22 protein-coding genes and 2 pseudogenes are annotated in these 24,179 nt (G+C 60.4%); 13 read left to right on the forward strand and 11 right to left on the reverse strand.

Annotation, left to right across the window (positions count from 1 at the left end):
- Positions 1–77 precede the first annotated feature (77 nt).
- The 5 genes from KGB03_RS26725 to KGB03_RS26745 all read left to right on the forward strand — a co-directional run bounded on the left by KGB03_RS26725 (position 78) and on the right by KGB03_RS26745 (position 6,926).
- The gene (locus tag KGB03_RS26725) at positions 78–1,103 is read left to right on the forward strand and encodes a histone deacetylase family protein (RefSeq protein ID WP_218535400.1); all 1,026 of its coding nucleotides are present in this window, start codon (positions 78–80) and stop codon (positions 1,101–1,103) included.
- Positions 1,104–1,350: 247 nt separating this feature from the next.
- The gene (locus KGB03_RS26730) at positions 1,351–3,255 is read left to right on the forward strand and encodes a sigma-54-dependent Fis family transcriptional regulator (RefSeq protein WP_218535402.1); all 1,905 of its coding nucleotides are present in this window, start codon (positions 1,351–1,353) and stop codon (positions 3,253–3,255) included.
- A complete protein-coding gene (locus tag KGB03_RS26735) occupies positions 3,255–4,973 on the forward strand; it encodes an ABC transporter ATP-binding protein (RefSeq protein WP_008145349.1) in 1,719 nt (572 codons plus the stop codon). The genes KGB03_RS26730 and KGB03_RS26735 overlap by 1 nt, the downstream gene beginning before the upstream one ends.
- Entirely contained in the window at positions 4,963–5,640 is a 678-nt protein-coding gene (locus KGB03_RS26740) for a S8 family serine peptidase (protein ID WP_223530061.1), read from the forward strand. Before KGB03_RS26735 ends, KGB03_RS26740 begins: the two co-directional genes overlap by 11 nt.
- Complete coding sequence (locus KGB03_RS26745; RefSeq protein ID WP_223530063.1) at positions 5,637–6,926, forward strand: FAD-dependent monooxygenase; 1,290 nt, start codon at positions 5,637–5,639, stop codon at positions 6,924–6,926. The genes KGB03_RS26740 and KGB03_RS26745 overlap by 4 nt, the downstream gene beginning before the upstream one ends.
- Positions 6,927–7,063: 137 nt before the next feature.
- Here the strand turns inward: KGB03_RS26745 and KGB03_RS26750 are convergent, their stop codons facing one another.
- The gene (locus tag KGB03_RS26750; RefSeq protein WP_223530065.1) at positions 7,064–8,554 is read right to left on the reverse strand and encodes an aldehyde dehydrogenase family protein; all 1,491 of its coding nucleotides are present in this window, start codon (positions 8,552–8,554) and stop codon (positions 7,064–7,066) included.
- A gap of 274 nt (positions 8,555–8,828) precedes the next feature.
- On the opposite strand from KGB03_RS26750, the gene KGB03_RS26755 reads away from it, so the two are divergent.
- Complete coding sequence (locus KGB03_RS26755) at positions 8,829–9,083, forward strand: DUF1652 domain-containing protein (protein WP_008145342.1); 255 nt, start codon at positions 8,829–8,831, stop codon at positions 9,081–9,083.
- Between the two features lie 50 nt (positions 9,084–9,133).
- Here the strand turns inward: KGB03_RS26755 and KGB03_RS26760 are convergent, their stop codons facing one another.
- Complete coding sequence (locus KGB03_RS26760) at positions 9,134–9,490, reverse strand: hypothetical protein (RefSeq protein WP_134103131.1); 357 nt, start codon at positions 9,488–9,490, stop codon at positions 9,134–9,136.
- A gap of 344 nt (positions 9,491–9,834) precedes the next feature.
- On the opposite strand from KGB03_RS26760, the gene peaA reads away from it, so the two are divergent.
- The 4 genes from peaA to peaD all read left to right on the forward strand — a co-directional run bounded on the left by peaA (position 9,835) and on the right by peaD (position 14,393).
- Positions 9,835–11,415 (forward strand): quinohemoprotein amine dehydrogenase subunit alpha, encoded by a 1,581-nt coding sequence (peaA, locus tag KGB03_RS26765; protein WP_223530080.1) that lies wholly within the window; start codon positions 9,835–9,837, stop codon positions 11,413–11,415.
- An 81-nt stretch (positions 11,416–11,496) separates the two neighbouring features.
- Entirely contained in the window at positions 11,497–12,927 is a 1,431-nt protein-coding gene (gene peaB / locus KGB03_RS26770) for a quinohemoprotein amine dehydrogenase maturation protein (RefSeq protein WP_111452476.1), read from the forward strand.
- A gap of 1 nt (position 12,928) precedes the next feature.
- Entirely contained in the window at positions 12,929–13,252 is a 324-nt protein-coding gene (gene qhpC / locus KGB03_RS26775) for a quinohemoprotein amine dehydrogenase subunit gamma (RefSeq protein WP_008145336.1), read from the forward strand.
- Between the two features lie 22 nt (positions 13,253–13,274).
- On the forward strand, positions 13,275–14,393 hold the full coding sequence (gene peaD, locus KGB03_RS26780) for a quinohemoprotein amine dehydrogenase subunit beta (RefSeq protein WP_223530089.1): 1,119 nt from the start codon (positions 13,275–13,277) through the stop codon (positions 14,391–14,393).
- Positions 14,394–14,531: 138 nt separating this feature from the next.
- Here peaD and KGB03_RS26785 read toward each other — a convergent pair whose 3' ends face one another.
- Positions 14,532–14,933: a lysozyme inhibitor LprI family protein gene (locus tag KGB03_RS26785; RefSeq protein WP_223530098.1), complete on the reverse strand. Its 402-nt coding sequence runs from the start codon at positions 14,931–14,933 to the stop codon at positions 14,532–14,534.
- A gap of 57 nt (positions 14,934–14,990) precedes the next feature.
- Positions 14,991–15,389 (reverse strand): GFA family protein, encoded by a 399-nt coding sequence (locus tag KGB03_RS26790; RefSeq protein WP_223530100.1) that lies wholly within the window; start codon positions 15,387–15,389, stop codon positions 14,991–14,993.
- A gap of 231 nt (positions 15,390–15,620) precedes the next feature.
- Between KGB03_RS26790 and KGB03_RS26795 the strand changes: the two genes are divergently transcribed.
- On the forward strand, positions 15,621–16,109 hold the full coding sequence (locus tag KGB03_RS26795; RefSeq protein ID WP_008145327.1) for an SRPBCC family protein: 489 nt from the start codon (positions 15,621–15,623) through the stop codon (positions 16,107–16,109).
- 142 nt (positions 16,110–16,251) lie between these two features.
- Here KGB03_RS26795 and KGB03_RS26800 read toward each other — a convergent pair whose 3' ends face one another.
- Together KGB03_RS26800 and inhA are read right to left on the reverse strand one after the other, a co-directional pair.
- Positions 16,252–16,428, reverse strand: coding sequence for a hypothetical protein (locus KGB03_RS26800; RefSeq protein ID WP_223530102.1), 177 nt, complete (start codon positions 16,426–16,428; stop codon positions 16,252–16,254).
- A 256-nt stretch (positions 16,429–16,684) separates the two neighbouring features.
- Complete coding sequence (gene inhA, locus KGB03_RS26805; protein WP_223530104.1) at positions 16,685–17,380, reverse strand: isonitrile hydratase; 696 nt, start codon at positions 17,378–17,380, stop codon at positions 16,685–16,687.
- 90 nt (positions 17,381–17,470) lie between these two features.
- On the opposite strand from inhA, the gene KGB03_RS26810 reads away from it, so the two are divergent.
- On the forward strand, positions 17,471–18,454 hold the full coding sequence (locus KGB03_RS26810; RefSeq protein WP_218535442.1) for a GlxA family transcriptional regulator: 984 nt from the start codon (positions 17,471–17,473) through the stop codon (positions 18,452–18,454).
- On the opposite strand, the pseudogene KGB03_RS31450 reads toward KGB03_RS26810, so the two are convergent.
- From KGB03_RS31450 to KGB03_RS26830, 5 genes and pseudogenes are all read right to left on the reverse strand, one after another.
- Positions 18,423–18,521 (reverse strand): annotated as a pseudogene (locus KGB03_RS31450) (alpha/beta hydrolase); the annotation flags it as partial. The gene KGB03_RS26810 and the pseudogene KGB03_RS31450 sit on opposite strands and share 32 nt — an antisense overlap.
- Positions 18,522–18,532: 11 nt before the next feature.
- Positions 18,533–18,922: a hypothetical protein gene (locus KGB03_RS26815; protein ID WP_218535445.1), complete on the reverse strand. Its 390-nt coding sequence runs from the start codon at positions 18,920–18,922 to the stop codon at positions 18,533–18,535.
- Positions 18,923–19,088: 166 nt separating this feature from the next.
- The gene (locus tag KGB03_RS26820; RefSeq protein WP_223530106.1) at positions 19,089–20,915 is read right to left on the reverse strand and encodes a glycoside hydrolase family 15 protein; all 1,827 of its coding nucleotides are present in this window, start codon (positions 20,913–20,915) and stop codon (positions 19,089–19,091) included.
- Positions 20,916–20,940: 25 nt separating this feature from the next.
- Positions 20,941–21,063 (reverse strand): annotated as a pseudogene (locus tag KGB03_RS26825) (sugar dehydrogenase); the annotation flags it as partial.
- A 152-nt stretch (positions 21,064–21,215) separates the two neighbouring features.
- On the reverse strand, positions 21,216–22,739 hold the full coding sequence (locus tag KGB03_RS26830; protein ID WP_223530108.1) for a family 2 encapsulin nanocompartment cargo protein terpene cyclase: 1,524 nt from the start codon (positions 22,737–22,739) through the stop codon (positions 21,216–21,218).
- Between the two features lie 199 nt (positions 22,740–22,938).
- Here KGB03_RS26830 and KGB03_RS26835 point away from each other — a divergent pair, with 199 nt between their 5' ends.
- Positions 22,939–24,111 (forward strand): MFS transporter, encoded by a 1,173-nt coding sequence (locus tag KGB03_RS26835; RefSeq protein WP_223530111.1) that lies wholly within the window; start codon positions 22,939–22,941, stop codon positions 24,109–24,111.
- Positions 24,112–24,179: the final 68 nt, after the last annotated feature.

The raw sequence follows: 24,179 nt of genomic DNA on the forward strand, positions 1-24,179 counted from the left end.
GTGTCAGTCGACATCATTGTTGAATGACACTCCCTCTTCGCGAGCAAGCCCGCTCCCACACTGACAGGTATTCATCCATGCGCAGTTTTTTCCACCCCGAACAATTGCTTCACCATCCACGCAGCTACTACTCCCGCGGGCAGATGCGCACGCCGCAGGAAGTGCCCGAACGCGCTCAGCGATTGGTGCAGGCCTCTCATTCGCTGGGCTTCAAAGTCGAGCAACCGGTCGATGCCGGACTCGATCCGCTGCTGGCGGTCCACGGCGCGCCATACCTGACGTTTTTGCAGGAAGCGCATCAGCGCTGGAAGGAAATTCCCGAGGATTGGGGCGACGAGGTGATGTCGAACATCTTCGTCCGCGAGCCCAACGCCCTACGCGGGATTCTCGCCCAGGCCGCGCGCTATCTGGCCGATGGCAGTTGCCCGGTGGGTGAGCTGACCTGGCGTTCGGCCTATTGGTCGGCGCAAAGCGCCATTGCCGGCGCTCAGGCGTTGCTCGATGGCGAGCCGGCCGCTTACGCCTTATGCCGTCCACCTGGTCACCACGCCCGGGCCGAGGCGGCCGGGGGTTTCTGCTATGTGAACAATGCGGCGGTGGCCGCGCAGGTATTACGTGCCGGTTTTGAGCGCGTCGCGGTGCTCGACACCGACATGCACCACGGTCAGGGGATTCAGGAGATTTTCTACGACCGCGATGACGTGCTCTACGTCTCGGTGCATGGCGATCCGACCAACTTCTATCCGGGGGTTGCCGGGTTCGCTGACGAGCGTGGTGTCGGGAAGGGTGAGGGCTTCAATCTCAACTTGCCGATGGCGCATGGTGCCAGTGAGGCGGACTTCCTGGGGCAATTGGACGTGGCATTGGCGGCGGTGAAAGACTTCGGCGCCGAGGTGCTGGTGTTGTCCTTGGGGTTCGATATTTTCGAGCTGGATCCGCAGAGCAAAGTGGCGGTGACCCGTGAAGGGTTTGCGCGGCTGGGCGAGCGGATTCGCAGCCTTGGGTTGCCGTGCCTGATTGTGCAGGAGGGCGGGTATCACCTGGAGAGTCTGGAGGATAATGCGCGGGCGTTTTTTGTGAATGCCGAGGTGTGGCAGCTCTGAGCCTTGGGTTGTCTGAAATACCGTAATCGCGAGCAGGCTCGCTCCCACAGGTTTGGCGTCGTTCACAAATCTGCGGTTCAACCGGGTCAACTGTGGGAGCGGGCTTGCTCGCGAAGAACGATGACTCGGTCCACCTGACGGAACACAAGCGCTGTAAGGCACTTGCCATCGCCCTGACGTTAACGTAAAGATTGCGGCAGGGCGCTGATCTTGAAAAAGCGCAGGGCGGACCGATCCGGAGCGCTTGATGACACTAATAAAAACAACTCCTCCCAAGCTGCACCGCGAAGCCCGGCTGGCCCGGGAAAAACTCCATCTCGAGGGCGAAGTCCCCGATGGCGTGTTGCGGGCGGAAATCGATGCGTCGTGGCGGCGTAGCCTCAGCCATGGCGTGCATTTCAATGCCAAGCACGAGCTGGCGCTGGAATCGAGCGCGAGCCTCGACGTGCTGTTGGCGAGCAATCGGCTGCTGATCGATGCGGCATTGCCGGCCATCGATTACCTGGCCGAACGTCAGGGCAAGGAAGGGCTGATCATCCTCGCCAATTCCGACGCCACCATTCTCGCTGTCGAAGGCCGCGCCGATCGCCTCAAGGGCAGCGGCCTGCAAGACATCACCCTCGGCGCCTGCTGGAGCGAAGCCGCTCGCGGCACCAACGCGCTGGGCACCGCACTGGTAGAAGCCCGGCCAACGATGATCGATTGCGGCGAACATTACCTCGATCGCCTGACCGATTTCTCTTGCACCTCGGTGCCGATCCATTGCCCGCAGGGCGACATCCTTGGCGTACTCGACCTGACCCGCGAAGGTCCGCTTGGCCGCGTTCACGACAGCACCGCGTTGCTGGCCATGGCCGTCAGCCAGATCGAAAGCCGGGTGTTCAACGCCAGTTATCCGGACGAGATCGTCCTGGCTTTCCATAGCCGTCGGCAATACCTCGAATCCCCTTGGCAGGGTCTGTTGGCGGTGAGCCTTGGCGGGCAGATTCTCGCGGTCAGCGCCCAGGCCTGTCAGTTGCTCCACGCCGAGCGCTCGGCGCTGGTCGGTCGACGCTGTGAAGAGTTTCTGGGTGTCGATGGCCTGCAACTTCTGTCGCGTCTGCATCAGGGCGGTGTCGGCAGTCTGCAAACGGCCAAAGGCGAGTTCTTCTACAAAACCCTGCGTGCGCCGCAGCGTTCGATCAACGTCAGCACGCCACCGCGCAGCCCAGCGAAAACCACCAAAGCACCACCGGATCTCGAATCCCTGGCCGGCAGCAATGTCCGTTATGCCCGAGCCTTGCGCATGGCCCGTCAAGGCCTGGCCAATGAGCTGCCAGTGTTGCTGCTGGGCGAAACCGGCACCGGTAAGGAAGTCATCGCCCGCGCCCTGCACATGGCCGGCACCCGCTGCGACAAACCCTTCGTCGCGGTGAACTGCGCGGCGATTCCCGAAGGCCTGATCGAGTCGGAATTGTTCGGCTACCGCGAAGGCGCGTTCACCGGCTCGCGTCGCGGTGGGATGATCGGTCGGCTGCAACAGGCCCATGGCGGCACCTTGTTTCTCGATGAAATCGGCGACATGCCGCTGGCCTTGCAGGCCCGCCTGCTGCGGGTGTTGCAGGACCGCAAAGTGGCACCGTTGGGCGCCGGCGAAGAGCAAGACATCGACGTCGCACTGATCTGCGCCACCCACCGCGACCTCAAGCGACTGGTCGAAGACAAGCACTTCCGGGAGGACCTGTTTTATCGGGTCAACGGCATCAGCGTGATGCTCCCGGCCTTGCGCGAACGTGAAGATTTCAGCGGCCTGGTCACTCGACTGCTGGCCAAACTGGATGCGCCGACGATGGTCCTGCATGACGATTTGAACCGCTTGCTCGGCGGCTATCACTGGCCGGGCAACATCCGCCAACTGGAAATGGTCTTGCGCACGGCACTGGCCATGCGCGAGCCGGGGGACACCGTACTCACCCTCGACCACTTGCCCGACAGCATGCTTGACGAGTTGAGCGCCACCGAACGCCCTCAGGCCGGCAGCATTCGTGAAAATGAACTGGAGCTGATTCGCCAGTCCCTGGACACTCACCAGGGCAACGTCTCGGCCGCCGCCGATGCCTTGGGCATCAGCCGCGCGACCTTGTATCGCAAGCTCAAACAGTTGCGCTCGTGATGCAGCGCTTGATCGTTCGGCTGATCGACAGCCAAAACCCCGAAGCCCTGCAAGCGGCGTTGCGCTGGCTCTACAGCTTCGTACGGCCCCATCGTCTGGCGATTGCCGGGCTGCTCGGGTTATCGGTCTGCGCCTCGTTGCTGGTGCTGGTCCAGCCTTGGCTGACCAAGCTGCTGATCGACGATGGCCTGCTGGCGCGCAACTTTCCGATGCTGGTGCTGATCGCCGGGTTGATGATCGTGGCCGGGCTGCTCGGAACGGGGCTGTCGGGGATCAACCGTTACCTGCACACGCGGCTGTCCGGGCGGATTCTGTTTGCCCTGCGCGACGACCTCTATCGACATCTGCAAACCCTCTCGCCGAGTTTCTACGGACAGCGCCGAATCGGTGACCTGATGTCGCGCCTCGATGGCGACGTCGCGGAGATCCAGCGTTTTGCCGTGGACTCGTTGTTCTCGGCGGTGTCGAGCGTGATCGGTCTGGTCTGCGCCGTGGCGATGCTGCTGACCCTGTCGTGGAAACTCTCGCTGCTGGCGCTGGTGCTGATTCCCCTCGACGTACTTTGGCTGCGCTGGATGCGGCGCAAGGTCGAGCGCGATGTGCGGCAATTGCGCGAGCGCTCGGCGGACATGTCCTCGTTCATGGTCGAGACCTTGCCAGTGATGAAATTCATCCAGTCCGCCGGCCAGCAACAGCGTGAATCGCGGCGCCTGGAGACGTTGGGCCAAGGCTACATGAGCCAGTTGTTGCGCCTGCAAGTCACCGAGTTTTTCACCCAGGCGGTGCCGGGCACACTGACCTCTCTGTCCCGTGCCTGCGCGTTCCTGATCGGCGGATATTGGGTGGTGCAGGGGACCTGGCAACTGGGCGCACTGATCGCGTTTTCCACCTATCTGGGCATGGCCGTCGGACCGGTACAGAGCCTGCTTGGGCTCTATGTCGCGGTCCAGCGAATGACCGTCAGCCTCGGACGTGTGATGGAATTGCGCGGTGAAGAGCCGACCGTTCTCACACCGGTTACGCCGCAACCGATGCCGACTTCCGGCGAGCTGCGTTTCGACGATGTGCACTTCAGCCATCCCGGTCGCCCGACGACTTTGCGCGGGATCGAAGCGCGAATTCCCTATGGTTTGAAAGTCGCCCTGAGCGGCGGCTCCGGGGTCGGTAAATCGACCCTGATCGACCTGCTGCAACGGCACCACGATCCGCAGTCCGGCCGGGTGTTGCTGGGAGAGGTTGATCTGCGCGAACTGGACCTGTTCCAGCTGCGTCGGCGGATTGCGGTGGTCAGTCAGGACATCGTGCTGTTTCGCGGCAGCCTCGCCGACAACCTCGCCTATGCAGTGCCGGACGCCAGCCGTGAAGCGATTGCCGAAGTGGCGCGGCTGGCGCAACTCGACAGTCTGATCGAGTCTTTGCCCGAAGGCCTCGACAGCCCGTTGGGTGAACGCGGTCAGCAGTTGTCCGGCGGGCAGAAACAGCGTATCGCCATCGCCCGGGCGCTGTTGCAGGATCCGTTGATTCTGGTGCTGGACGAAGCGACCTCGGCGGTGGATGAAGCCACAGAACGTGAAGTCATCGAAGCCATCGATCGACTGTTTGCCGGGCGTACGCGGATCCTCATCAGCCACCGTCCTTCAACCTTGGCCGATGCCGATTTGCGTTTCGAATTGCTCGACGGCGTACTCACTTCAAAAACGGTGCTGCATGAAGCCTGAGCTGCGGATTGGCGTGGTGGACAGCGGTCACTCGGCGGCACAGCGGGTGCAAGTGGTCGCCGGGCGGCGCTTCTCGTTGCTGGCGGATGGCCTGGCCGAAAGCGACTTGCGCGACGATCCGTTGGGTCACGGCAGCGCGGTGATCGAGGCCATCGGTCGACGGGCGCCGTCGGCGGTATTTTGCGTGGCTCAGGTGTTCGACCAGCGTGGGGTCACCAGCGCGTTGCAGATCGCTACGGCGATTGACTGGCTGGTGGCGCAGGACGTTCGGCTGATCAATTTGAGCCTTGGTTTGCGTCAGGATCGCAGCCTGTTGCGTGAAGCCTGTGCCGCGGCGGTAGCGCGAGGTATTTTGCTCTGTGCGTCCAGTCCGGCTCAGGGCGAGGGCGTGTTTCCGGCGAATTATCCACAGGTGCTGCGAGTCACTGGTGATGCCCGTTGCGCCGAACAGGAATGGTCGTGGCTCAACAGCGCTCAAGCGGATTTCGCCGCGTGCGTGCATGGCACCTATCCGGGGCAGTCCGGCGCCAGCCTCGGCTGTGCGGCGTTGAGCGGGCACATTGCAGGTTTCCTGGTGGCGCATCCCGAGGCGAGCAACGAACAGGTCATCTTGTGGCTGCGAGAAAACGCCCGCTATCGCGGCCCTGAACGGCGCTTCGGAGCATGATTTTGATTCTTGGCGCAGGGCCCGCGGGAGCGGCGGTTGCCTTGGGTTTGCGTCGGCTCGGTTATCCCGTAACGCTGGTCAGCGAATGGCGGCGATTTGCGGCGCTGGAAGGCGTTTCCATTCGGGTGCTGGAGGCCTTGCGTGGCGCGGGGCTTCATCAGGCGCTGGCGGATGCGGCGCTGCCGTCCCAAAGACAGGTGTCATGGAACGGCCAGCAGCATGCGCAGAACATCGAATTTTTACTGGATCGCCCGAGCTTTGATCGAGGCTTGCGCGAGGATCTGCGCCTGGCGGGCGTTGAGCTGATCGAAGGCCGTGTGCTGACGGTTCAGCCATCGGCTTCGGGGCATCGGATCGAGGTCGAAGGGCGCGAGGCGCTGCTGGCGGATTTTCTGGTTGAGGCGCGCGGGCGTCAGGCGCCAGCGCTTGGCAAAGGCCTGCGCGGACCGGAGACGGTCAGCCTGCTCAATCGCTGGCAAGGCACGCCGGGCAGCACCGCCAGCGCGGTGGAAAGTCTTGAGGACGGCTGGGCCTGGATGGCTCGGCGAGCTGACGGTCAGTGTTATTGGCAATGGACCGTGGACGTGGCCAGCGCTGAATTGCCGGGCAAGGCGCAGTTACTCGATTACTGTCGGCAGCGGCGCCAAGATTCGGCGTTGGCCCGGGCGTTTTTCGGTGTCGAGCCTGAGGTCGATCTACAGCTGCATGCCCGCAGCAGCACGGCGATTTTGTGCCCGCAGGTGTGTGGCGATCACTGGATTCGGGTAGGGGATGCGGCGATGGCGGTGGATCCGCTGTCGGGCAATGGGATTTTTCAGTCCTTGTCCTCGGCGTTACAGGCGCCGACGGTGATCAACACGTTGTTGCGTAAACCCGAGCGAGCGGCGCTGGCTCAGCGCTTTCATCAGCAACGGGTGGAGCAGTTGTTTTTGCGTTTTGCGCGGATCGGGCGGGATTTTTATGCCGATGAGCAGCGTTGGATGCAGCAGCCATTCTGGCTTGCACGGCGGCAGTGGCCGGATGCTGAAGTGGCGCATGCCGAGGCGGATTTTTCCTCACTGAGGATTGAGCGTGCGCCGGTGTTGAAAGATGGTTTTGTGGATGAAGCCGAGGTGGTGATCACGGCGGATCAGCCGCTGGGGATCTGGCATGTGCAAGGGGTTGAGTTGGCGCCGTTGGTGCGGCGGTTGCGGACCGAACCGGCCGAGCAGGCGTTGTCCGGGTTGACGGTGGAGCAGGGACGGGTGGTCCGCAGTTGGTTACTGTCGCAAGGCTTCAAACCCTGAGATTGGGGCGACGGGGCTGGCCCCTTCGCGAGCAAGCCCGCTCCCACAGTGATTGGTGTGTGCCGCAGAGGGTAGCTTCACCATAAAACCCTGTGGGAGCGGGCTTGCCCGCGAAGGCGGCCTGGAGGGCGCCGCAATTACAACTTGATCAACACCGACTTCAACTCGGTGTAATGCTCAATCGCCGCATACCCCATCTCGCGCCCCACCCCGGACATCTTGTACCCACCAAACGGTAACGCCGGGTCCAGCGCGCTGTGGCAGTTGACCCACACCGAACCGGACTTGATCCGCGGAATCATCCGGTGCACCGCCGCCAGATCGTTCGACCAGATACTCGCCCCAAGCCCATACGGACTGTCATTGGCCATGCGCAACGCATCGGCTTCATCCTCGAACGGAATCGCCACCAGCACCGGCCCGAAGATCTCTTCCTGCACTAATGAGTGCTTCTGATCGACATCCACGATAACCGTCGGTTTAACGAAGAACCCCGGCCCGAACTGCTCACCACCACAGGCGATCGTCGCGCCACTTTCCCGGCCCTTTTCGATGTACCCGTAAACCCGCTCCTGCTGACGCGCCGAGATCAGCGGGCCCATTTCCACTGTTGGGTCCAGGCCATTACCCAGTTTCATGGCATTGGCGATGTCGGCGATGTCCGCCACCACATTGTCGAAATGCTTACGCTGCACATACAGCCTGGAGCCTGCGCAGCACACTTGGCCCTGATTGAAGAAAATCGCGCTGGCGGCACCGGCAGCGGCGGACTTCAGGTCGGCGTCGGCCATGACGATGGTCGGCGATTTGCCGCCCAGTTCCAGGGTCACCCGGGTCATGGAATCCATGGCGATCTTGCCGATCTGCTTGCCCACGGCGGTGGAGCCGGTGAAGGTCAGCTTATCCACCAGCGGATTGTGGGTCAGGGCGGAACCAGCAGTGATGCCGGTGCCGGTGACCACGTTGAACACGCCTTCGGGGTAACCGGCTTCCAGCACCAGCTCGGCGAGTTTCAGCGCGGTCAGCGGGGTTTCGTCGGCGGGTTTGAGCACCACGGTGCAACCGGTGGCCAGGGCCGGGCCGAGTTTCCAGCAGGCCAGCAGCAGCGGGAAGTTCCAGGCGACGATGGCGCCGACCACGCCCACCGCTTCACGGCGAATGAAACTGTGGAATTGATCGTTGGGCATCAACGGCAACGACACTTCAACGCTGGAACCTTCGATCTTGGTCGCCCAACCGGCCATGTAGCGCAGGAAGTCGATGGACAGTTGCACGTCCATCACCTGGGCCACCGCCGCACTTTTGCCGTTGTTCAGGCATTCCAGTTGCGCCAGCAGTTCGGCGTCGCGTTCCATCAGGTCGGCGAGTTTCCACAGCAGGTTCTGCCGCTCCCGAGGTCGGGTGCGGGTCCAGGCCGAATCATCGAAGGCCTGACGGGCGGCGAGCACGGCGCGGTCGACATCCGCAGGCGTGGCCCGCGGCACTACGCACAGCACTTCGCCGGTGGCCGGGTTGTGCAGGGGCATGGTCTGGCCGTCGGCGGCCTCGACCCAGTCGCCGCCGATGAGCATGCGTGGGGCGCGCTGGATGAACGCCGAGGTGGCGGGAAGCAGATAAGGGAGCGACATGGCGAGGCCTCTTGTTGTTCGTGAGAACAGGGCTTTCGCAATGGCTGTGCCAAGTGCCCGCAAAGGCAGGACCACCCTTGATCGGCGGGGTTTTGGGGCATTCAAGGGAATCGCTGGTGCTGTGAGATTGTTGCAAATTGCGACAGCTATGAGACGACGAGCAACCGGGTGAAGACCTTGAGGCACCCATTATTGAGGGCTAGACTTTTCTGGATCGGTGGGTGAAATGAGGGACCGTTCATCCGGCAATACATCTGGCGTGAGGGAGGTAACGATGTTCCTTTCAACCCTGGAAATTCAAAACATCATTGAACACAGTTTTCTGCCGTCCGTTTGTACTTGCACCATGGCGGCGGACCAGTCGCTGACGATTCGGGTCTGCGACTGCATGACCGGCAAAGTGGATATAGTGGCCACCCACGTTCCTCTCTGGACACTGGACAGTCCCCATGCGATCGCGTCGCTGGTGGCGGACATGCAGCACGAGATCGACGTACACAAAAGCGTTTCCCCCACCTATGACATCTGAACCGGCGTCACGCCGCACCGTTGGAAGACGGTGCGGCCCGCGCCGATTGTTCAGGCTGCAAACTTGCGGGAAATTTCCTCGAACGTGTCGCCATCCACGGCAGCCAACAGCTTTCTGTCGTCCTTGAGCGTCGCCAGAAAGGTCACTTCGGTTTCCTTGCCGGCCAGCATGAATCCGGCAATTGCGCCGATGGGCCCCAACAGCATGGCCCCCGCCACGCCAAAGCCGATGGCATCCTTGATGTTGTTGATCGAATCCTCGTTGGCCACTTCCATGCTCTTGAACGATGAGAGCGGGAGGGTAATGCCGGGCCATGGGTGAAGCGACGTTCTGAGGGTGAAAACGCCGTCTCTGTATTCTCCATCACCCTGCAGAAAGTCCCCCGCCAGGACAGTGATGCTTGCCATGTTTTTATCCCCTGGTGGCAATCGGTGAACAACCATTTCGCGCTTGCAGGGGAGCGACGTCAATCGTCGGCCGATGAGCTGTTCCGGTCAGGCCATCTATGCTTGTCTCAGACTGCAACACCTGTCGCGATATTAGACGCAGGTGATCTTGTTCAGCGCTGTCGCAACGTATTGATTTTCTCGTAACTCATTGATTAAAAAGATAATCGCCAAGCTGGCACGCTCCGTGTATTGCTCATTGCAGACGTTTCTCTTGCCTCCGTCAGCGGTGCGCCGCCGACGGCAGAAACCATAAAAACGATAAGCCACAAAAATAAGAAAGCACCGTGCGAGGTTCGACGTTGATGAAGAGAAAACTCCGATCAGGCCTGAGTGCCAGTCTGCTGGCCCTGGCCGCTTGTGTGGCGCTGCATTCGCCTTACAGCCTGGCAGCCCGCGACGCTCAGACCATCCTCAAGGAAACTTGTCAGGGCTGTCATACCCCTGAAGCCGATAGCGCCCTGAGCCGCATCAGTCACCAGCGTAAAACGCCGGAAGGCTGGCTGATGAGCATCGCCCGCATGCAAACCATGCACGGTTTGCAGATCAGCGATGACGATCGCCGCACCCTGGTCAAATACCTGGCCGACACCCAGGGCCTGGCCCCAAGCGAGACCGATGGCGTGCGTTATGCGCTGGAGCGTCGACTCAATACTGTCGAGAAGTTCGACGACCAGACCAGCCAGATGTGCGGCCGCTGCCACTCCGGTGCGCGGGTCGCGCTGCAACGGCGTCCGGCCCAGGAATGGGAGCGTCTGGTGAACTTCCACCTCGGCCAATGGCCGTCCCTGGAATACCAGGCGCTGGCTCGCGACCGCGACTGGTTCGACCTTGCTCGAAAAGACATGGTGCCGCTGCTGGCCAAACGTTATCCGCTGGACAACCCGGCCTGGAAAAAATGGCTGAGCACCGCGCCAAAAGCCGAAGCGCTGGTGGGCGACTGGAGCTTCAGCGGCCACTTGCCGGGCAAGGGTGAATTGGCCGGCGTGATGAGCGTCACGGCCGATGGCAGCGACACGTTCAAGGTCAGCGTCAAAGGCCAATACGCCGACGGCAGCCCATTCAATGGCGACGGCAGTGCGATTCTCTACACCGGCTACGAATGGCGCGGCAACGTGACCATCGACGGCGTAACCATGCGCCAGGTGTTCGCCGCCCAAGGCAATGCCATGCAGGGCCGGATGTTCGAGGCCGAGCACGATGAGCGGGGCCTGGACTTCGTCGCAGCCAAGCAGGGCAGCAGCCGTTTGCTGGCGGTGCAGCCGGGTTATCTGAAGGCTGGCGCTGAAACTGAAGTGACCCTTGTCGGCAGCGGTCTCACCGGCAAACCGAACTTTGGCAAAGGCGTGGAAGTGGTCGAAGTCATCGAGCAGAGCCCGGAGCGCATCAAGGTCAAACTCAAGGCCGCCGCCAATGCGCAACCGGGTCTGCGCAATGTCACCGTCGGCACGCTGAAAGGCCCGACCCTGTCGGTCTACAGCAAAATCGCCGAAGTCAAAGTCGTGCCCGAGTTCTCGGTGGCGCGGATCGGCGAGGGCGGTGGTTCGACACCGAAAGTCCAGGGCCGTTTTGATGCCGAAGCCTGGGGCAAGGGCACCGACGGCAAGCCGTATCGCATCGGCGTGTTCCCGGCGCAGTGGTCGGTCGAAGCGTTCGACGACCGCGCCAAGGAAGACGAGGACGTCAAGTTCGCCGGCACCATGCAGGCTGACAGCGGCGTGTTCACACCGGGCGATGCCGGGCCAAACCCGCAGCGCAAAATGTCCACCAACAATGCCGGCAACCTCAAGGTGATCGCCGCCGTCGACGATGCAGGGAAATCCCTGAGCGGCGAAGGCCACATGATCGTCACTGTGCAACGCTGGAACAATCCACCCATTCCATGAGTTGGCCGATCCCATCGGATTTCAGACACTTTTCGGAATGACCGCAGGCCCCGTAGAACGGGGTTTGCACAGGAGGTTGCAATGGGCGCTATTTTGAATCTGGTCGAGCGGAATCTGCACGAAGTGCATGTCGATGCCGACCGCATGCTGTTTCACATCCCCAGCAGTTCGCTGTTCGCCAGCGATGAGCTGACCGGCACCATCATCGATACCTTGCGCGGTCCCGGCTGTTCATCCGAGGACCTGATCCAGCGCTTGGCCGCGCGCTTCAACGGTGAAGAAATCACCGAGACCCTGCGCGAGTTGATGGCCCTGGAGCTGGTCAGCGACGGCTCGCCGCTGACCCCCGACATTGGCACCAAACGCGTCGAGCGCACGGCGATCAATACCGTGGTGCTCAACGTCAACACCGGCTGCAATCTGAGCTGCACCTACTGCTACAAGGAAGACCTGGACAAGCCGTCGGCTGGCAAGAAAATGGACGTCGAAACGGCGGTCGCCTCGGTGGAAATGCTGCTGCGTGAATCGCCGGACGAGGAGCGTTTCACCGTGGTGTTTTTCGGCGGGGAGCCGCTGAGCAATCGCAAGCTGATCGAGTACATGGTCGACTATTGCGAGAAGCGTTTCCGCGAGGCGGGCAAGTTCGTCGAGTTCGTCATGACCACCAACGCGACGCTGCTCACCGAAGAGACCGTGGACTACCTCAACGCCCACCGTTTTGGCCTGTCAGTCAGTATCGACGGACCGAAAACCGTGCACGACCGCAACCGCATTACCGTGGGCGGGCAGGGCACGTACGACGTGGTGCGGCGCAAGGCTGAAATGCTGCTGTCGCGCTACAACAGTCGTCCGGTCGGTGCCCGCGTGACCCTGACCACCGGCGTTACCGACGTCGAAACCATCTGGGATCACCTGTTCAACGAACTGGGTTTTGCCGAAGTCGGCTTTGCCCCGGTGACCTCCGGCGACATCAGCACCTTCAACCTGTCCAGCGATGAGCTGATCGAAGTCTTCGCCAACATGAAGAAACTCGGCCGACGTTATCTGGAAGCGGCGCTGGAACACCGCAATATCGGTTTCTCCAACTTGCACCAGTTGATCACCGACATCCACGAAGGCCACAAAAAAGCCCTGCCCTGCGGCGCGGGCCTGAAGATGCTGGCGGTGGATCACAAGGGCGAATTGAATCTGTGCCACCGTTTTACCGGTTCGAGCCTGCCGACCTTCGGCAACGTCCACAGCGGTGTGAAGCAGGTGGAGTTGAACGACTTCCTGTCCCAACGCCTGGACCGTACCAATACCGGTTGCGAGGACTGCCAGATCCGCAACCTCTGTTCCGGCGGCTGCTATCACGAGAGCTACGCCCGTTACGGCGACCCGACCCACCCGACCTATCACTACTGCGAACTGATGCGTGACTGGGTCGACTTCGGCATCGAGGTCTACACCCGGATCATGGCCCACAACCCTGCGTTTATCAGCAGCTACATCACTCCGCGCAAGGCTCACTGATATGAAACATCTCAAGGCAATCAATAATAAAGCACTGAAACTCGATGAGGCCGCGGCCGAAAACCGCATCGAAGAAGTGGTGGCGATGAGTTCCGTCGCCGGCTGCGCCTCGACCACCGACCCGGGTTGGGAAATCGACGCCTTTGGCGGTGTGTCGTCGCTGTGCCAGCCGATGGAAGCCGACCTTTACGGTTGTTCCGACCCTTGCTGGTGGCCGGCCCAGGTGCCCGACATGATGAGCACTTACCCGGACTGGAACAAGGATGCCCAGGCGTCCAATGAAAACTGGCGCAACCTCGGGACTGTCTTTCCAAAAGACAAGTAATCGGACAGAGAAGGATTCCAGCATGCGTAATATCAAAGCCTGCGGCCTGGCCGCATTCGCCGTCCTGAGTACCTGTTCGCTCACTGTTCTGGCCGACGAAAACACTGCACTGCAAGACGGTCACGAGTACATGTTGACCACCAATTACCCGAACAACCTGCACGTCATCGACCTGGCCACCGACACCTTGTTCAAGACCTGCAAGATGCCGGATGCCTTCGGTCCCGGCACCGTTCAGTTGTCGCCGGACCGCAAGACCGCCTATGTGCTGAACAATCACTACGCGGATGTCTACGGCGTTGAAATCGACAGCTGCAAGCAGGTGTTTCACGCCAGCATCACTCAGAAACCGGGGGAGAAAGCGAGGTCCATGTTCGCCTTCACCCTCAGCCACGACGGCAAGGAATTGTTCACCATTGCCAACCCGACGTTGATGCTCAATGACCGCTATGAAGTGCAGCAACCACGGCTCGATGTGTACGCCACCGACGCCGGTATGGACGCCAAACCCGTGCGCAGTTTCCCGGCGCCCCGGCAGTTGACGATCATGCAGAGTGGTGACGACGGCACGCTGTACGTGGCCGGGGCGGACGTCTACAAGGTCGATGTGAAGACCGGAAAGTTCGACGTGCTGATCCCCAGCCGCCACTGGAAACGCCCGAACTACAGCGCGCCGGACGTGCTCTACGTGTGGAACCAGCAGACTTATCGCCATGACTTCTCGCTGCTCTACACCGCGGCGAAATTCAAGGACAAGAAACAGGACCCCTTGACCGCCGAGTACCTTTACGGGCTGTTCAGCATCGACCTGAAAACCGGCAAGACCGAAACCACCGACTTCGGCCCTCTGACGGAAATCTACTTCAGCGGCATGCGCTCGCCGAAGGATCCGAACCTGATGTTCGGCGTGCTCAACCGTTTGGCGAAGTACGACATCAAGGAGAAGAAAATGCTCCAGGCAGCGACGCTGGATCATTCCTACTACTGCATTTCGTTCAACAAGGACGGCAGCAAGATTTATCTGGCGGGGACCTTTAACGATGTGGCGATTTTTGATCCCGAGAGCATGAAGCAGATCGGCAGCATCAAGTTGCCGGGTGGGGATATGGCGATCACGACTGCGCAGATATTTGTCCGGTAACCTCGGTGCTTGAACTGGCGCCTTCGCGGGCAAGCCCGCTCCCACATGGGTCTATGTTGAACACAAACCTTGTGTACGACGCAGATCCACTGTGGGAGCGGGCTTGCCCGCGAAGAGGCCCTCAAAGGCACCCAAGCATCAAGCCCCAGGCACCGGACAACTCAAATCCCCCTCCTGACACTTCAGATAATTCTTGAATGTCTCCACCCGCGCCTTGGTCAACTCAGTGACACAGTTGCTGTAGATCAGCGGATACACACTCCCGCCTTCCACCCCGGCGCTCGAGAACTTGCACTCGGCATCGCGAAACGCAATCCACGAACGCTGCGCCCCGATCAGCAGCTTTTTGCTGTCGGGGTTGCTCTTCAAACGTTCATTGATCTGCTGGTAAAGCGCATTCAACTCCTTGTCCGCCGTCTTGTGCTGCTGCGCCGCGCACTCATTCATCGTCGCCTGATCGGCGGCGTTGTCGCAGTCCGCAGCATAAGCGGCGGTGGCGAACAGCAGAGGCGTCAGTGCCAGAAGAAAGCGTGGGTGCATGGGGATTCTCGCTGTGACAGGAAAGTTGGGATGCAGTTTAGTGCCGTATTCGACCCTTTATGTTTGCCATTCAGGGCATTTTTCAATCGATTCATAAGCAAGCCACGGCGCGTCATGTTTCGTCCAGATATGCGTCTGAGGCGTCATTTGCGGGTCATCGTCCAGTGTCGCCACACGAACAATGACGTGGGGTTGGGCCAAGCGTTCAGCCATCAAGTGTGAACCGCAGACTGAACAGAAATGCCGAAGTTTGCCCGGTGACGATTCGTAACTGCTCAGGCGGTCCTGGCCTTTGGTCCAGCGAAAATGTTCGCGCATGACCCCGGCTGTCGAGGCGAATGCCGCCGCGTGTGCCTTGCGACAGGTTTGGCAATGGCAATGACTGATGGGCATGTCGAGGCTATCGAGTTCGTATTCGATGGCTTTGCACAAGCAGCTGCCATGCAGGCTATTCATCGCGTGCTCCTGATTGCGTGAGGGTGAAGCTGCATGAATCGTCCTTGTCTGAGTCAACTTCGTCCTGAACGTTAGCAGTTTCGGGCGCTGAGTTTCGTCTTCACGAAAGAACTTACGTCTTGAAATGCAGCCGAATATTTCAGGTAGGGTTGATTGCGATACCCAATTGATACAACTTTAGGGTTGGTCTTGTGGTCTTACAGGCCTACTGTTCAGTACAGGAGGTGACTTATGAATCCAGCATCAGATCGCATCGAAAGGAAGATCCTGCTCAAAACGCCGCGCTCGCAGGTCTGGCGCGTGCTGGCCAATGCCGAAGCCTTCGGACAGTGGTTTGGCGTGGCGCTGGAGGGCAAGCGTTTTGTCGCCGGTGAGTGGACCCAGGGGCAGATTACGTACCCGGGTTATGAGCACTTGCTGTGGAACGTACTGGTGGAGCGGGTCGAGCCGGAACGGGTGTTTTCGTTTCGCTGGCACCCGTACGCGATCGAGCCCGATATCGATTACTCCCAGGAACCCACCACACTGGTGAAGTTCGAGCTCGAAGACATGGATGAAGGCACCTTACTCAAGGTCACCGAGTCCGGTTTCGATCACATCCCTCAGACGCGCCGGCTCAAGGCGTTCCGCATGGACAGTCGCGGCTGGGATGAGCAGATGAGCAATATCGAAGAATTTCTCAAGGTCAGTGCCAAGCAACGCGAGCGTCAGGAAGAGTGATCGCGGCATGAACGCGCGGCTTCGATGCTTGAAACCTTACCCGTCTAAGGGTTTTCGGAAGGGCGGCTATAGCGAATGTCCTACACGCGATAGTAGCTATGTCGTCTATTGCACATTGGATCCGAAGCGTAATCTAGCCTCATCAACCGAAACACAGGAAGTGTTCGGGATCACGGATGATCGACCATAAGCAAGGAATCGCTGCCGACAGGGAGTCGTAATGGTCTTGGGAAAAACCCGCTTCGGCGGGTTTTTTTTCGCCTGTCGAAAAGACTTCGGCAGCTGCTACAGAAGAGGGCTTCAAGGCTGAAATGGTCAATGGCTTACACCCACAGGTGGGTATGTCCTCTGTTTACCCTTAAGCGATATGTTTATTCTGGATCCATCAACTGAGTCGCAGGAAGCGCTCAGGATCAAGGATGATCGACCATTGGCCAGGATGGCTGCCGACAGGATGTCGAAATGGTCTTGAGAAACCCGCTTAGGCGGGTTTTTTTATGGGCGATGGAAAATCCTCGGTGCATCATTTTGGCCGGGTGAACGGCAGCCAGGCATTGGCTGCCGGTCGGGATGGATCAGCGTGCTGACAACCGATCGAGTTTCGCCGCTGCACGTTCAGTGATTTGCGAGCGCAGTTTCAACGACGCAGCGGCCCGTTCACGGGCTTCCTCCAGCACGCTGACCGGAGCCGTTTCAGGGCTGCCCGAGGTAAACGGCGGAGCCGGGGCGTATTCGAGCTGCAACTGCACCAGCTCTGCCGTGTCCTTATCGAACAACTCCGCGGCCAGGGTCAGGGCAAAATCGATGCCCGCCGTGATCCCGCCACCGGTCAGAAGATTGCCGTCGCGCACCACTCGATCCTTCACCGGGATCGCTCCCAAAGGCGTCAGCAATTCGTGATAGGCCCAGTGAGTGGTGGCGCGTTTGCCTTTCAACAGACCCGCCGCGCCGAGCACCAGCGCACCGGTACACACCGATGTGACATAACGCGCGTTGGCAGCCTGCGCCTTGATGAAGGCCAGCGTCTGTTCATCCTCCATCAACGGCCCGACGCCACCGCCGCCAGGAATGCAGATCACATCCAGCGGCGGGCAATCGTCGAACGTGGTGGTCGGTTTCAGCACGAGGCCGGTGCTCGCGGTGACGGGCATCAGGTCCTTCCAGATCAAATGCACCTTCACGTCCGGCAGCGAGGCCAGTACGTCGTAAGGGCCGGTGAGGTCCAGTTGCTGAACCTGTGGAAACAACAGAAAACCGATCTGCAACGTCATGGCATTTTTCTCATGAAGTGGGTGGACGACTTCACTTTAGGCTCGTAGGATTTGGCGTATACGCCAATAACCCCACGAATTACGCCAATCATGCCGAAAACCATTCACGTGCTCGCCTTTGCCAATGTGCAATTGCTCGACGTCACCGGGCCGTTGCAGGTGTTCGCTTCGGCCAACGATATTTCCCGCCAGCAAGGTTTTCCGCCACCTTATGCGCCGACGGTGATTGCCAGCGGCGGCGGGGCGGTGATGTCGTCGGCGGGGCTGGCGCTGTTGGCCGAACCGCTGCCCGAAGTGGCCAGTGACACGTTGATCATTGCCGGTGGCTGGGGCGTTTACGACGCGGCGCGAGATGAACCGCTGGTGGCCTGGGTACGTGAACACGCGACGGGGTGTCGGCGGGTATCGTCGGTGTGCACCGGGGCATTTTTGCTGGCGGCCAGCGGCTGGCTCGATGGCCGGCGGGTGGTCACTCACTGGACCCGTTGCGAGCAGTTGGCGCAGCAGCATCCGCGGCTGCAGGTTGAACCCAATCCGATTTTCATCAATGACGGTCCGGTCTGGACCTCGGCCGGGGTCACTGCCGGTATCGATCTGGCGCTGGCCATGGTGGAAGAGGATCTCGGCCGCACGATGGCCCTGGAAGTCGCCCGGCAACTGGTGGTGTTCCTGAAACGTCCCGGTGGCCAGTCGCAGTTCAGCGTCACCCTCTCTTTGCAGAAGGAAGGCAACCGTTTCGACGAACTTCATGCCTGGATCAGCGAAAACCTCACCAAGGATTTGGGCATCCCGACCCTGGCCTTGCAGGCCGGCATGAGCGAACGCAGCTTCGTCCGCCATTACCGCGCCGACACTGGCCAGACTCCGGCCCGGGCCATCGAACTGATTCGGGTCGAGACCGCCCGACGTTTGCTCAGCGATACCGGCGTGCCGATCAAACGGGTGGCGGTGCAATGCGGATTCGGCAGCGAAGAGACGCTTCGACGCAGTTTTCTGCGGGCCATGGGCGTGACTCCGCAGGCCTATCGAGAACGTTTCAGCGTCAGCCCTCCAGCAGATCCAGTAACGCTCTGACCGTTGCCTCGGGCGCTTCTTCGGGAATGTTATGCCCGACGCCCCCGGTGAAGTGGGCGATGCCTTCGCCTGTTTTTCCTAGGCTTCAATTTCCGCCACCTGATTGAAGTATTTCGACCGGTCCGGCGTAAACGTCACCACCATGTTGGTCCGCGAACAGGTCAACGCCCGTTCTTCACTCAAATCGATATCCAGATCTTCCCCGCGCAGCCCCTGCCATTGGGCGAGGTACTTAAGGGATCCGTATTTTTCGAGTTTTTTCAGGCTGCGGCTGACGCCACCTTTCCAGCCCAGCACCGGCAGTTCGCCGGCAAGGCAGCGTTGGGCGAGTTCGGGGAAACGGGCGGCGCGTTGGCGGCCGATTTCCCAGCATTTGATCAGGCCCTTGTCCTGGCCTTCCCACAATTCATCGCGGTTCAGGCCTGAGCGGAGTGGGGTGTCGATGCTGCGGTGGATGCGCTGGGTCATTCGGGTTCCTTGAATTCGGGTTTTGTTGGACAGCTCCGCTGTACCCGTTGACGGTCGATGGTAGGGGGGGATGTTACGGCTGGCAACAAAGGATTTTCTGGTAGTGAACGCGGGTTTTGTTTATGAAATGTAAGGCTTTGGCCTACACAAAACCTGTGGCGCGGTCTCAAGGCTGCCAGAAACTCTTTTCCCCACTCAATTTCCGATCCAGAAAACACGCCGCACTGATCAGGGCCAAATGCGTCAGCGCTTGCGGCGTATTGCCCAGATGCCGCGCATGGCTGTCGAACTCTTCGGCGTACAACCCCAGCGGGTTCGCGTACCTCAGCAACTGTTCAAATTCCAGATTCGCCTTTTCCACCCGTCCGGCGCGGGCCAGGCATTCGACGTACCAGAATGAACACGCGGCGAAGGCGCCTTCGGTGCCGTCGAGGCCGTCGATCCGGGCGTCTTCATTGCGATAGCGGTAAACCATACCGTCGCGCACCAGATTCTTTTCGATGGCGTCGAGGGTTGCGAGCCAGCGCGGGTCCTTGGCGCTGACGAAGCGTACCAGCGGCATCAGCAGCATCGAGCCATCGAGCGCGGTACCGCCGATGTACTGGACGAAGTGTCCACATTCTTCGTTCCAGAAGTTTTCCCAGATGTCGGCGTAGATCGCTTGTCGGGTCTGGTCCCAGCGGGCGAACGGGGCGGGCAGTGAGCGTTTTGAGGCGAGGCGAATGGCCCGGTCCAGTGCGACCCAGCACATCAGTCGTGAGTGCAGGAAGTGATGCTGCTCGCCGCGCATTTCCCAGATACCGACGTCCTCTTGCTCCCAGGTTTCGCAGACCTGATCGACCACTTCCACGGTGTGTTTCCAGCCTTCATGGGAGATGGCGTCGCCGTATTTGTTGACCAGGTACACCGCGTCCATCAGCTCGCCGAAGATGTCGAGCTGGACCTGGTCGTAAGCCTGATTGCCGATCCGTACCGGTGTTGCGCCGCCATGGCCGCAGAGGTGCGAGAGTTCGGTTTCCGGCAGTTCCTGGCGGCCATCGATGGCATAGAGGATGTTGAGTTTCATCGGTTTGCCGTGGCAATCACTGACCCGCCCGCGCAGCCAGCGCATGTAATCGTTGGCCTCCTGGACGAAGCCCAGGCGCATGAACGCGTAGACGGTGAACGAGGCATCGCGGATCCATGTGTAGCGGTAATCCCAATTGCGCTCGCCGCCAGGTGTTTCCGGCAGGCCGAAGGTCGCGGCGGCGAGGATTGCGCCGTGTTTGCGCGAGGTCAGCAACTTCAGCGCCAGGGCCGATCGCTTGACCATTTCCCGCCAGCGGCCCCGGTAGTTGGATTGGCCGATCCAGTCGCGCCAGAACTTCAGGGTGCGCTCCAGAGAGATCGCGGCGGCGCCTTCCTTGAACCGTGGGTCGGCGATACCGCCGAGCAGGAATTCGGCGCTCTGGTCCTGTTCGAGGGTGAATTCGGCGACTGCCGCATGGCCGTCTATACGCAAAGCCTGATCCGAAGACAGGCGCAGGGACGGCTGATCGGTGGCCTCGAAGGTCACGTCTTCTTCATCCATGCGTGCGCGGGTCTTGGCGCGAGCGTAGTCATGACGCACGGCGCAGCGCATGTGAAACGTTGCCTGGCCGCTGACCACACGCACCCGGCGCATCAGCATCGGCGTGTCATCTTCGCTGTCGCCGATGGGCAGCAGGTCGGTGACTTCGACGACTGCGCGGTCGCTGAGCCAACGGGTTTGCAGCACATTGGTATCGGGCAGGTAAATCTGCTCGCGGCGAGCGTCGGGTAAATCCGGGGACAGTTGGAAAATCCCGGCCTCAGGGGTGTCCAGCAGCGAGCAGAAGATTGACGGGCTGTCGAATTCCGGCCAGCAGAAAAAGTCCACGCTGCCCTTGTCGTTGACCAGTGCCACGCTGCGCATGTCGCCGATGATGCCATGGGCATCGATAGCGCTTTGTCGTTCGGGATGATGATCAGTCATTGCCGCGAAACTCCGGATAAAGACAGGGAACCCGTTGGTGCGCCGAGCTCATGTGAATGATTTTGTCAGCGGCACGGGACACGCCTTCGCGGATACCCTGTTGATTGAAAATTCGCAGGGCCGCGCGGGTGCAGAAAAACTGGTTGGTCGAGAGAAATCTGCATCAAGGTTAAAGCCTTGAATAGAGGGCTTAACTAGCTGACTGGCACACGGTGGCGAGAGTTCAGATTCGGCCATGAAAAGATCTTTATCTGCAACCGCCGGCCTTTTCCCATAGGCAGACAGTCATGTGTTCATGGCTCAGGTCCGGTAGCGGCCACTGTGGCGATGCCACTCCAGGCTTCCTGCTACCCAGCTTTTCACGCCTGCCAGAAAGCGCTTGAGCAGGGGCGAAGCATCCACGAGCAACTCTTTTTCGGCGGCTTCATACAGACGCATGACGTCGTCATGAACTGCCGCGCTCAGTTTCATGGCTTGTGCGATAGAGCATTGCCTCTCATTCGCCAGCAGCAACGGCAGATTGAAGTCACCGACTTGGGCAAGGTTTTCCTTGGGGGCTGAATACAGGTCGTTGGCGATGATTGTCGCGCTGGCCGCCAACGTAGTGACACGGCGCACCGCGGGAGAGGAATAGACATTGGCCGGCAGCTCATAGCCGCCGATGACGTCAATCAGCGACATGCAGGGCAGAAAACTATTGGTCTGGCGCTGGGCCAGATATTCCCAGAGGGCAGGTGTGACGCCACTGAAGCGCCAGGCCGCTTCGGCGGTCATGGTGACGAACATGGCGATGATTTCATGGCGGACCCTGGCGATCTGGCTGAATGTGGCGAACTCGGCGACGCGTGCCATGTACGCGCGCAGGCCTACCAGGACAGGGTCGCTTTCCAGGGCAGTTTCAAGTGCCAGGCGATAATCCTCGGTTAAATGCACAGGCTCAAGCGCGGCGAGCGCGACCGACAGGCGAGGGCCGACCAGCGCCGGTATGGAGCCGGTCCGTTCATCGTCGCAGTAGTAGTCGTCCACGGCGAACAACGCAGCGATGCATTGAGCGGATAAAAGCAGGCGGTCAGGATCGTCGGTGTCCGTGTGGCACAACATGGCGAAGCGGCCGAATCCCGAGGCACGAATTTTTTCCTGTTGACCCGCGAAAATGCCGGTTTTTTCAATCCAGTGCATGAGCCGGTCATCGACCTCTGAGGCGAGTGTTTCATCGATTCGCAAAGGCGCCACGCAATGCAGCGGCGGTACCTTCCAGTTCGAGACTGCCTGGCTGCGCGGTGTGCCGCTCCGTGCGAGCTCATGCCATTGGCGTATGCCGTTCAGGCCGAATTGTTCGAACATCTTGCGAAACCATGTGGTGAACGTCTTCGGTGCCGCGTCGATGGCGGCTGGGATTTTCGAGAGATCCATCCATTGCCAGTTTTCGGCCTCTTCGGCGTTGGCGACGGGATCGATATCGCAGACGCCAGCAAATACGTGATCGTATTCATGCTCGATAAGCTGGTTCGAGACGGGCTCGTGATAGAGCAGCGTCGAGACCTTGAACAATTTGCAGGTGATGCCCATTTCTTCGCGCAGCCGCCGTTGCGCCGCTGCGAGCGTTCGCTCACCCAAGCGAGGATGGCCACAACAGGTATTGGTCCACAGCCCCGCCGAATGGTATTTGCCAAGCGCGCGTTGCTGCAGCAGCAGATGCCCGTTGTGATCGAAAACGAAAATGGAAAATGCGCGGTGTCGCAGGCCTTGTTGATGGACCTGCAATTTGGGGGCGAAGCCGGTCTGGCGATCTTTCGGGCTGACCAGAATCAGTAACTCTTCCATAGCAAGACTCCAGCGTGCCTTCGCTACTGGACATTACTTCGGACCAGACTTCGTAGTGAACTTCAGACTTGTTTTCGGGAATAGAAAATCTAGTTCAGTTTCGATGGCGTCGCAAGGCGTTGCAGAGGCTTGCGTCCTGGTACTTTTTACTGTCAGTCGGGTTTGTGGCACCGTGCATCCGCAAAGATGAGAGGACTCCATGGCAAACCCCTACCGCGAATTGTTCAACTCCCCGGGCACTCGAGCTTTTGTACTGGCCGGGATGATCGCGCGCATGCCGATTTCCATGACCGGCATCGGCCTGATCACCATGCTCTCGCAACGGCAGGGCGGGTATGGACTGGCTGGCGCAGTGGCGGCGACGTTTGCCCTGGCCACGGCATTTTGTGCGCCGCAGGTTTCGCGGCTGGTGGACCGCTTCGGGCAGCGTCGGATCTTGCCGGTCTCGGCGCTGATCGGTGGCGGGGCGTTGTTGCTGGTGTTGCTTTGCACGCGCTTGCAGGCGCCGCAGTGGACGTTGTTTGTGTTCGCCGCGCTGGCGGGTTGCATGCCGAGCATGTCGGCGATGGTGCGAGCACGCTGGACCGAGGTGTATCGCGGCCAGCCTGAACTGCAAACCGCTTATGCGTTGGAGTCGGTGCTGGACGAGGTCTGTTTTATTGTCGGGCCGCCACTGTCGGTGGGGTTGTGCGTGGTGGCGTTCCCCGAGGCGGGGCCATTGGCGGCGTTGCTGATGCTGGCGATCGGAGTGACGGCGTTTGTGCTGCAACGTGACACCGAGCCGGCGATTCATCCTCATGAAGACCATCATCAGGTCTCGATCATTCGTTCCAGCGAGATTCAGCTGCTGATGCTGTTGATGGTCGCCATGGGCACCATCGTCGGTGTGGTGGATGTGGTTAGCGTGGCGTTCGCCCAGCAGCAGGGCCAGCCGGCGGCGGCGAGCATTGTGTTGTCGGTGTATGCCATCGGCTCGTGCCTGGCCGGTTTGGCGTTCGGGGCGTTGCGCTCGAAACTGCCGCTGCCGCAACTGTTCCTGTATGGCGGGGTGGCGACGGCGGTGACTACGCTGCCGTTGCTGCTGGCGACGGACATTCTCGGGCTGTCGCTGGCGGTGTTCGTCGCGGGGCTGTTTTTTGCGCCGACGCTGATTGTGGCGATGGCGTTGGTGGAGCGCATCGTGCCGCCGGCCAAACTCACTGAAGGCCTGACCTGGCTGGTGACTGGATTGAGTATCGGCGTGGCGATGGGCGCGGCCAGTTCGGGTTGGCTTATCGATGCATTTGGAGCCCGGAGCGGATTCTGGGTCGCCGTCGCCGCTGGCGCGGTGGTCCTCGGTTCCGCAGTGCAAAGCTTCCGCCACTTGAAATAAAGAACGAATGTGGGAGCGGGCTTGCTCGCGAATGCGGTGTGTCAGTCAACGTTGATGTTGTTTGACCC

This window comes from Pseudomonas sp. BF-B-26, assembly GCF_019956495.1.
GTDB lineage: Bacteria > Pseudomonadota > Gammaproteobacteria > Pseudomonadales > Pseudomonadaceae > Aquipseudomonas.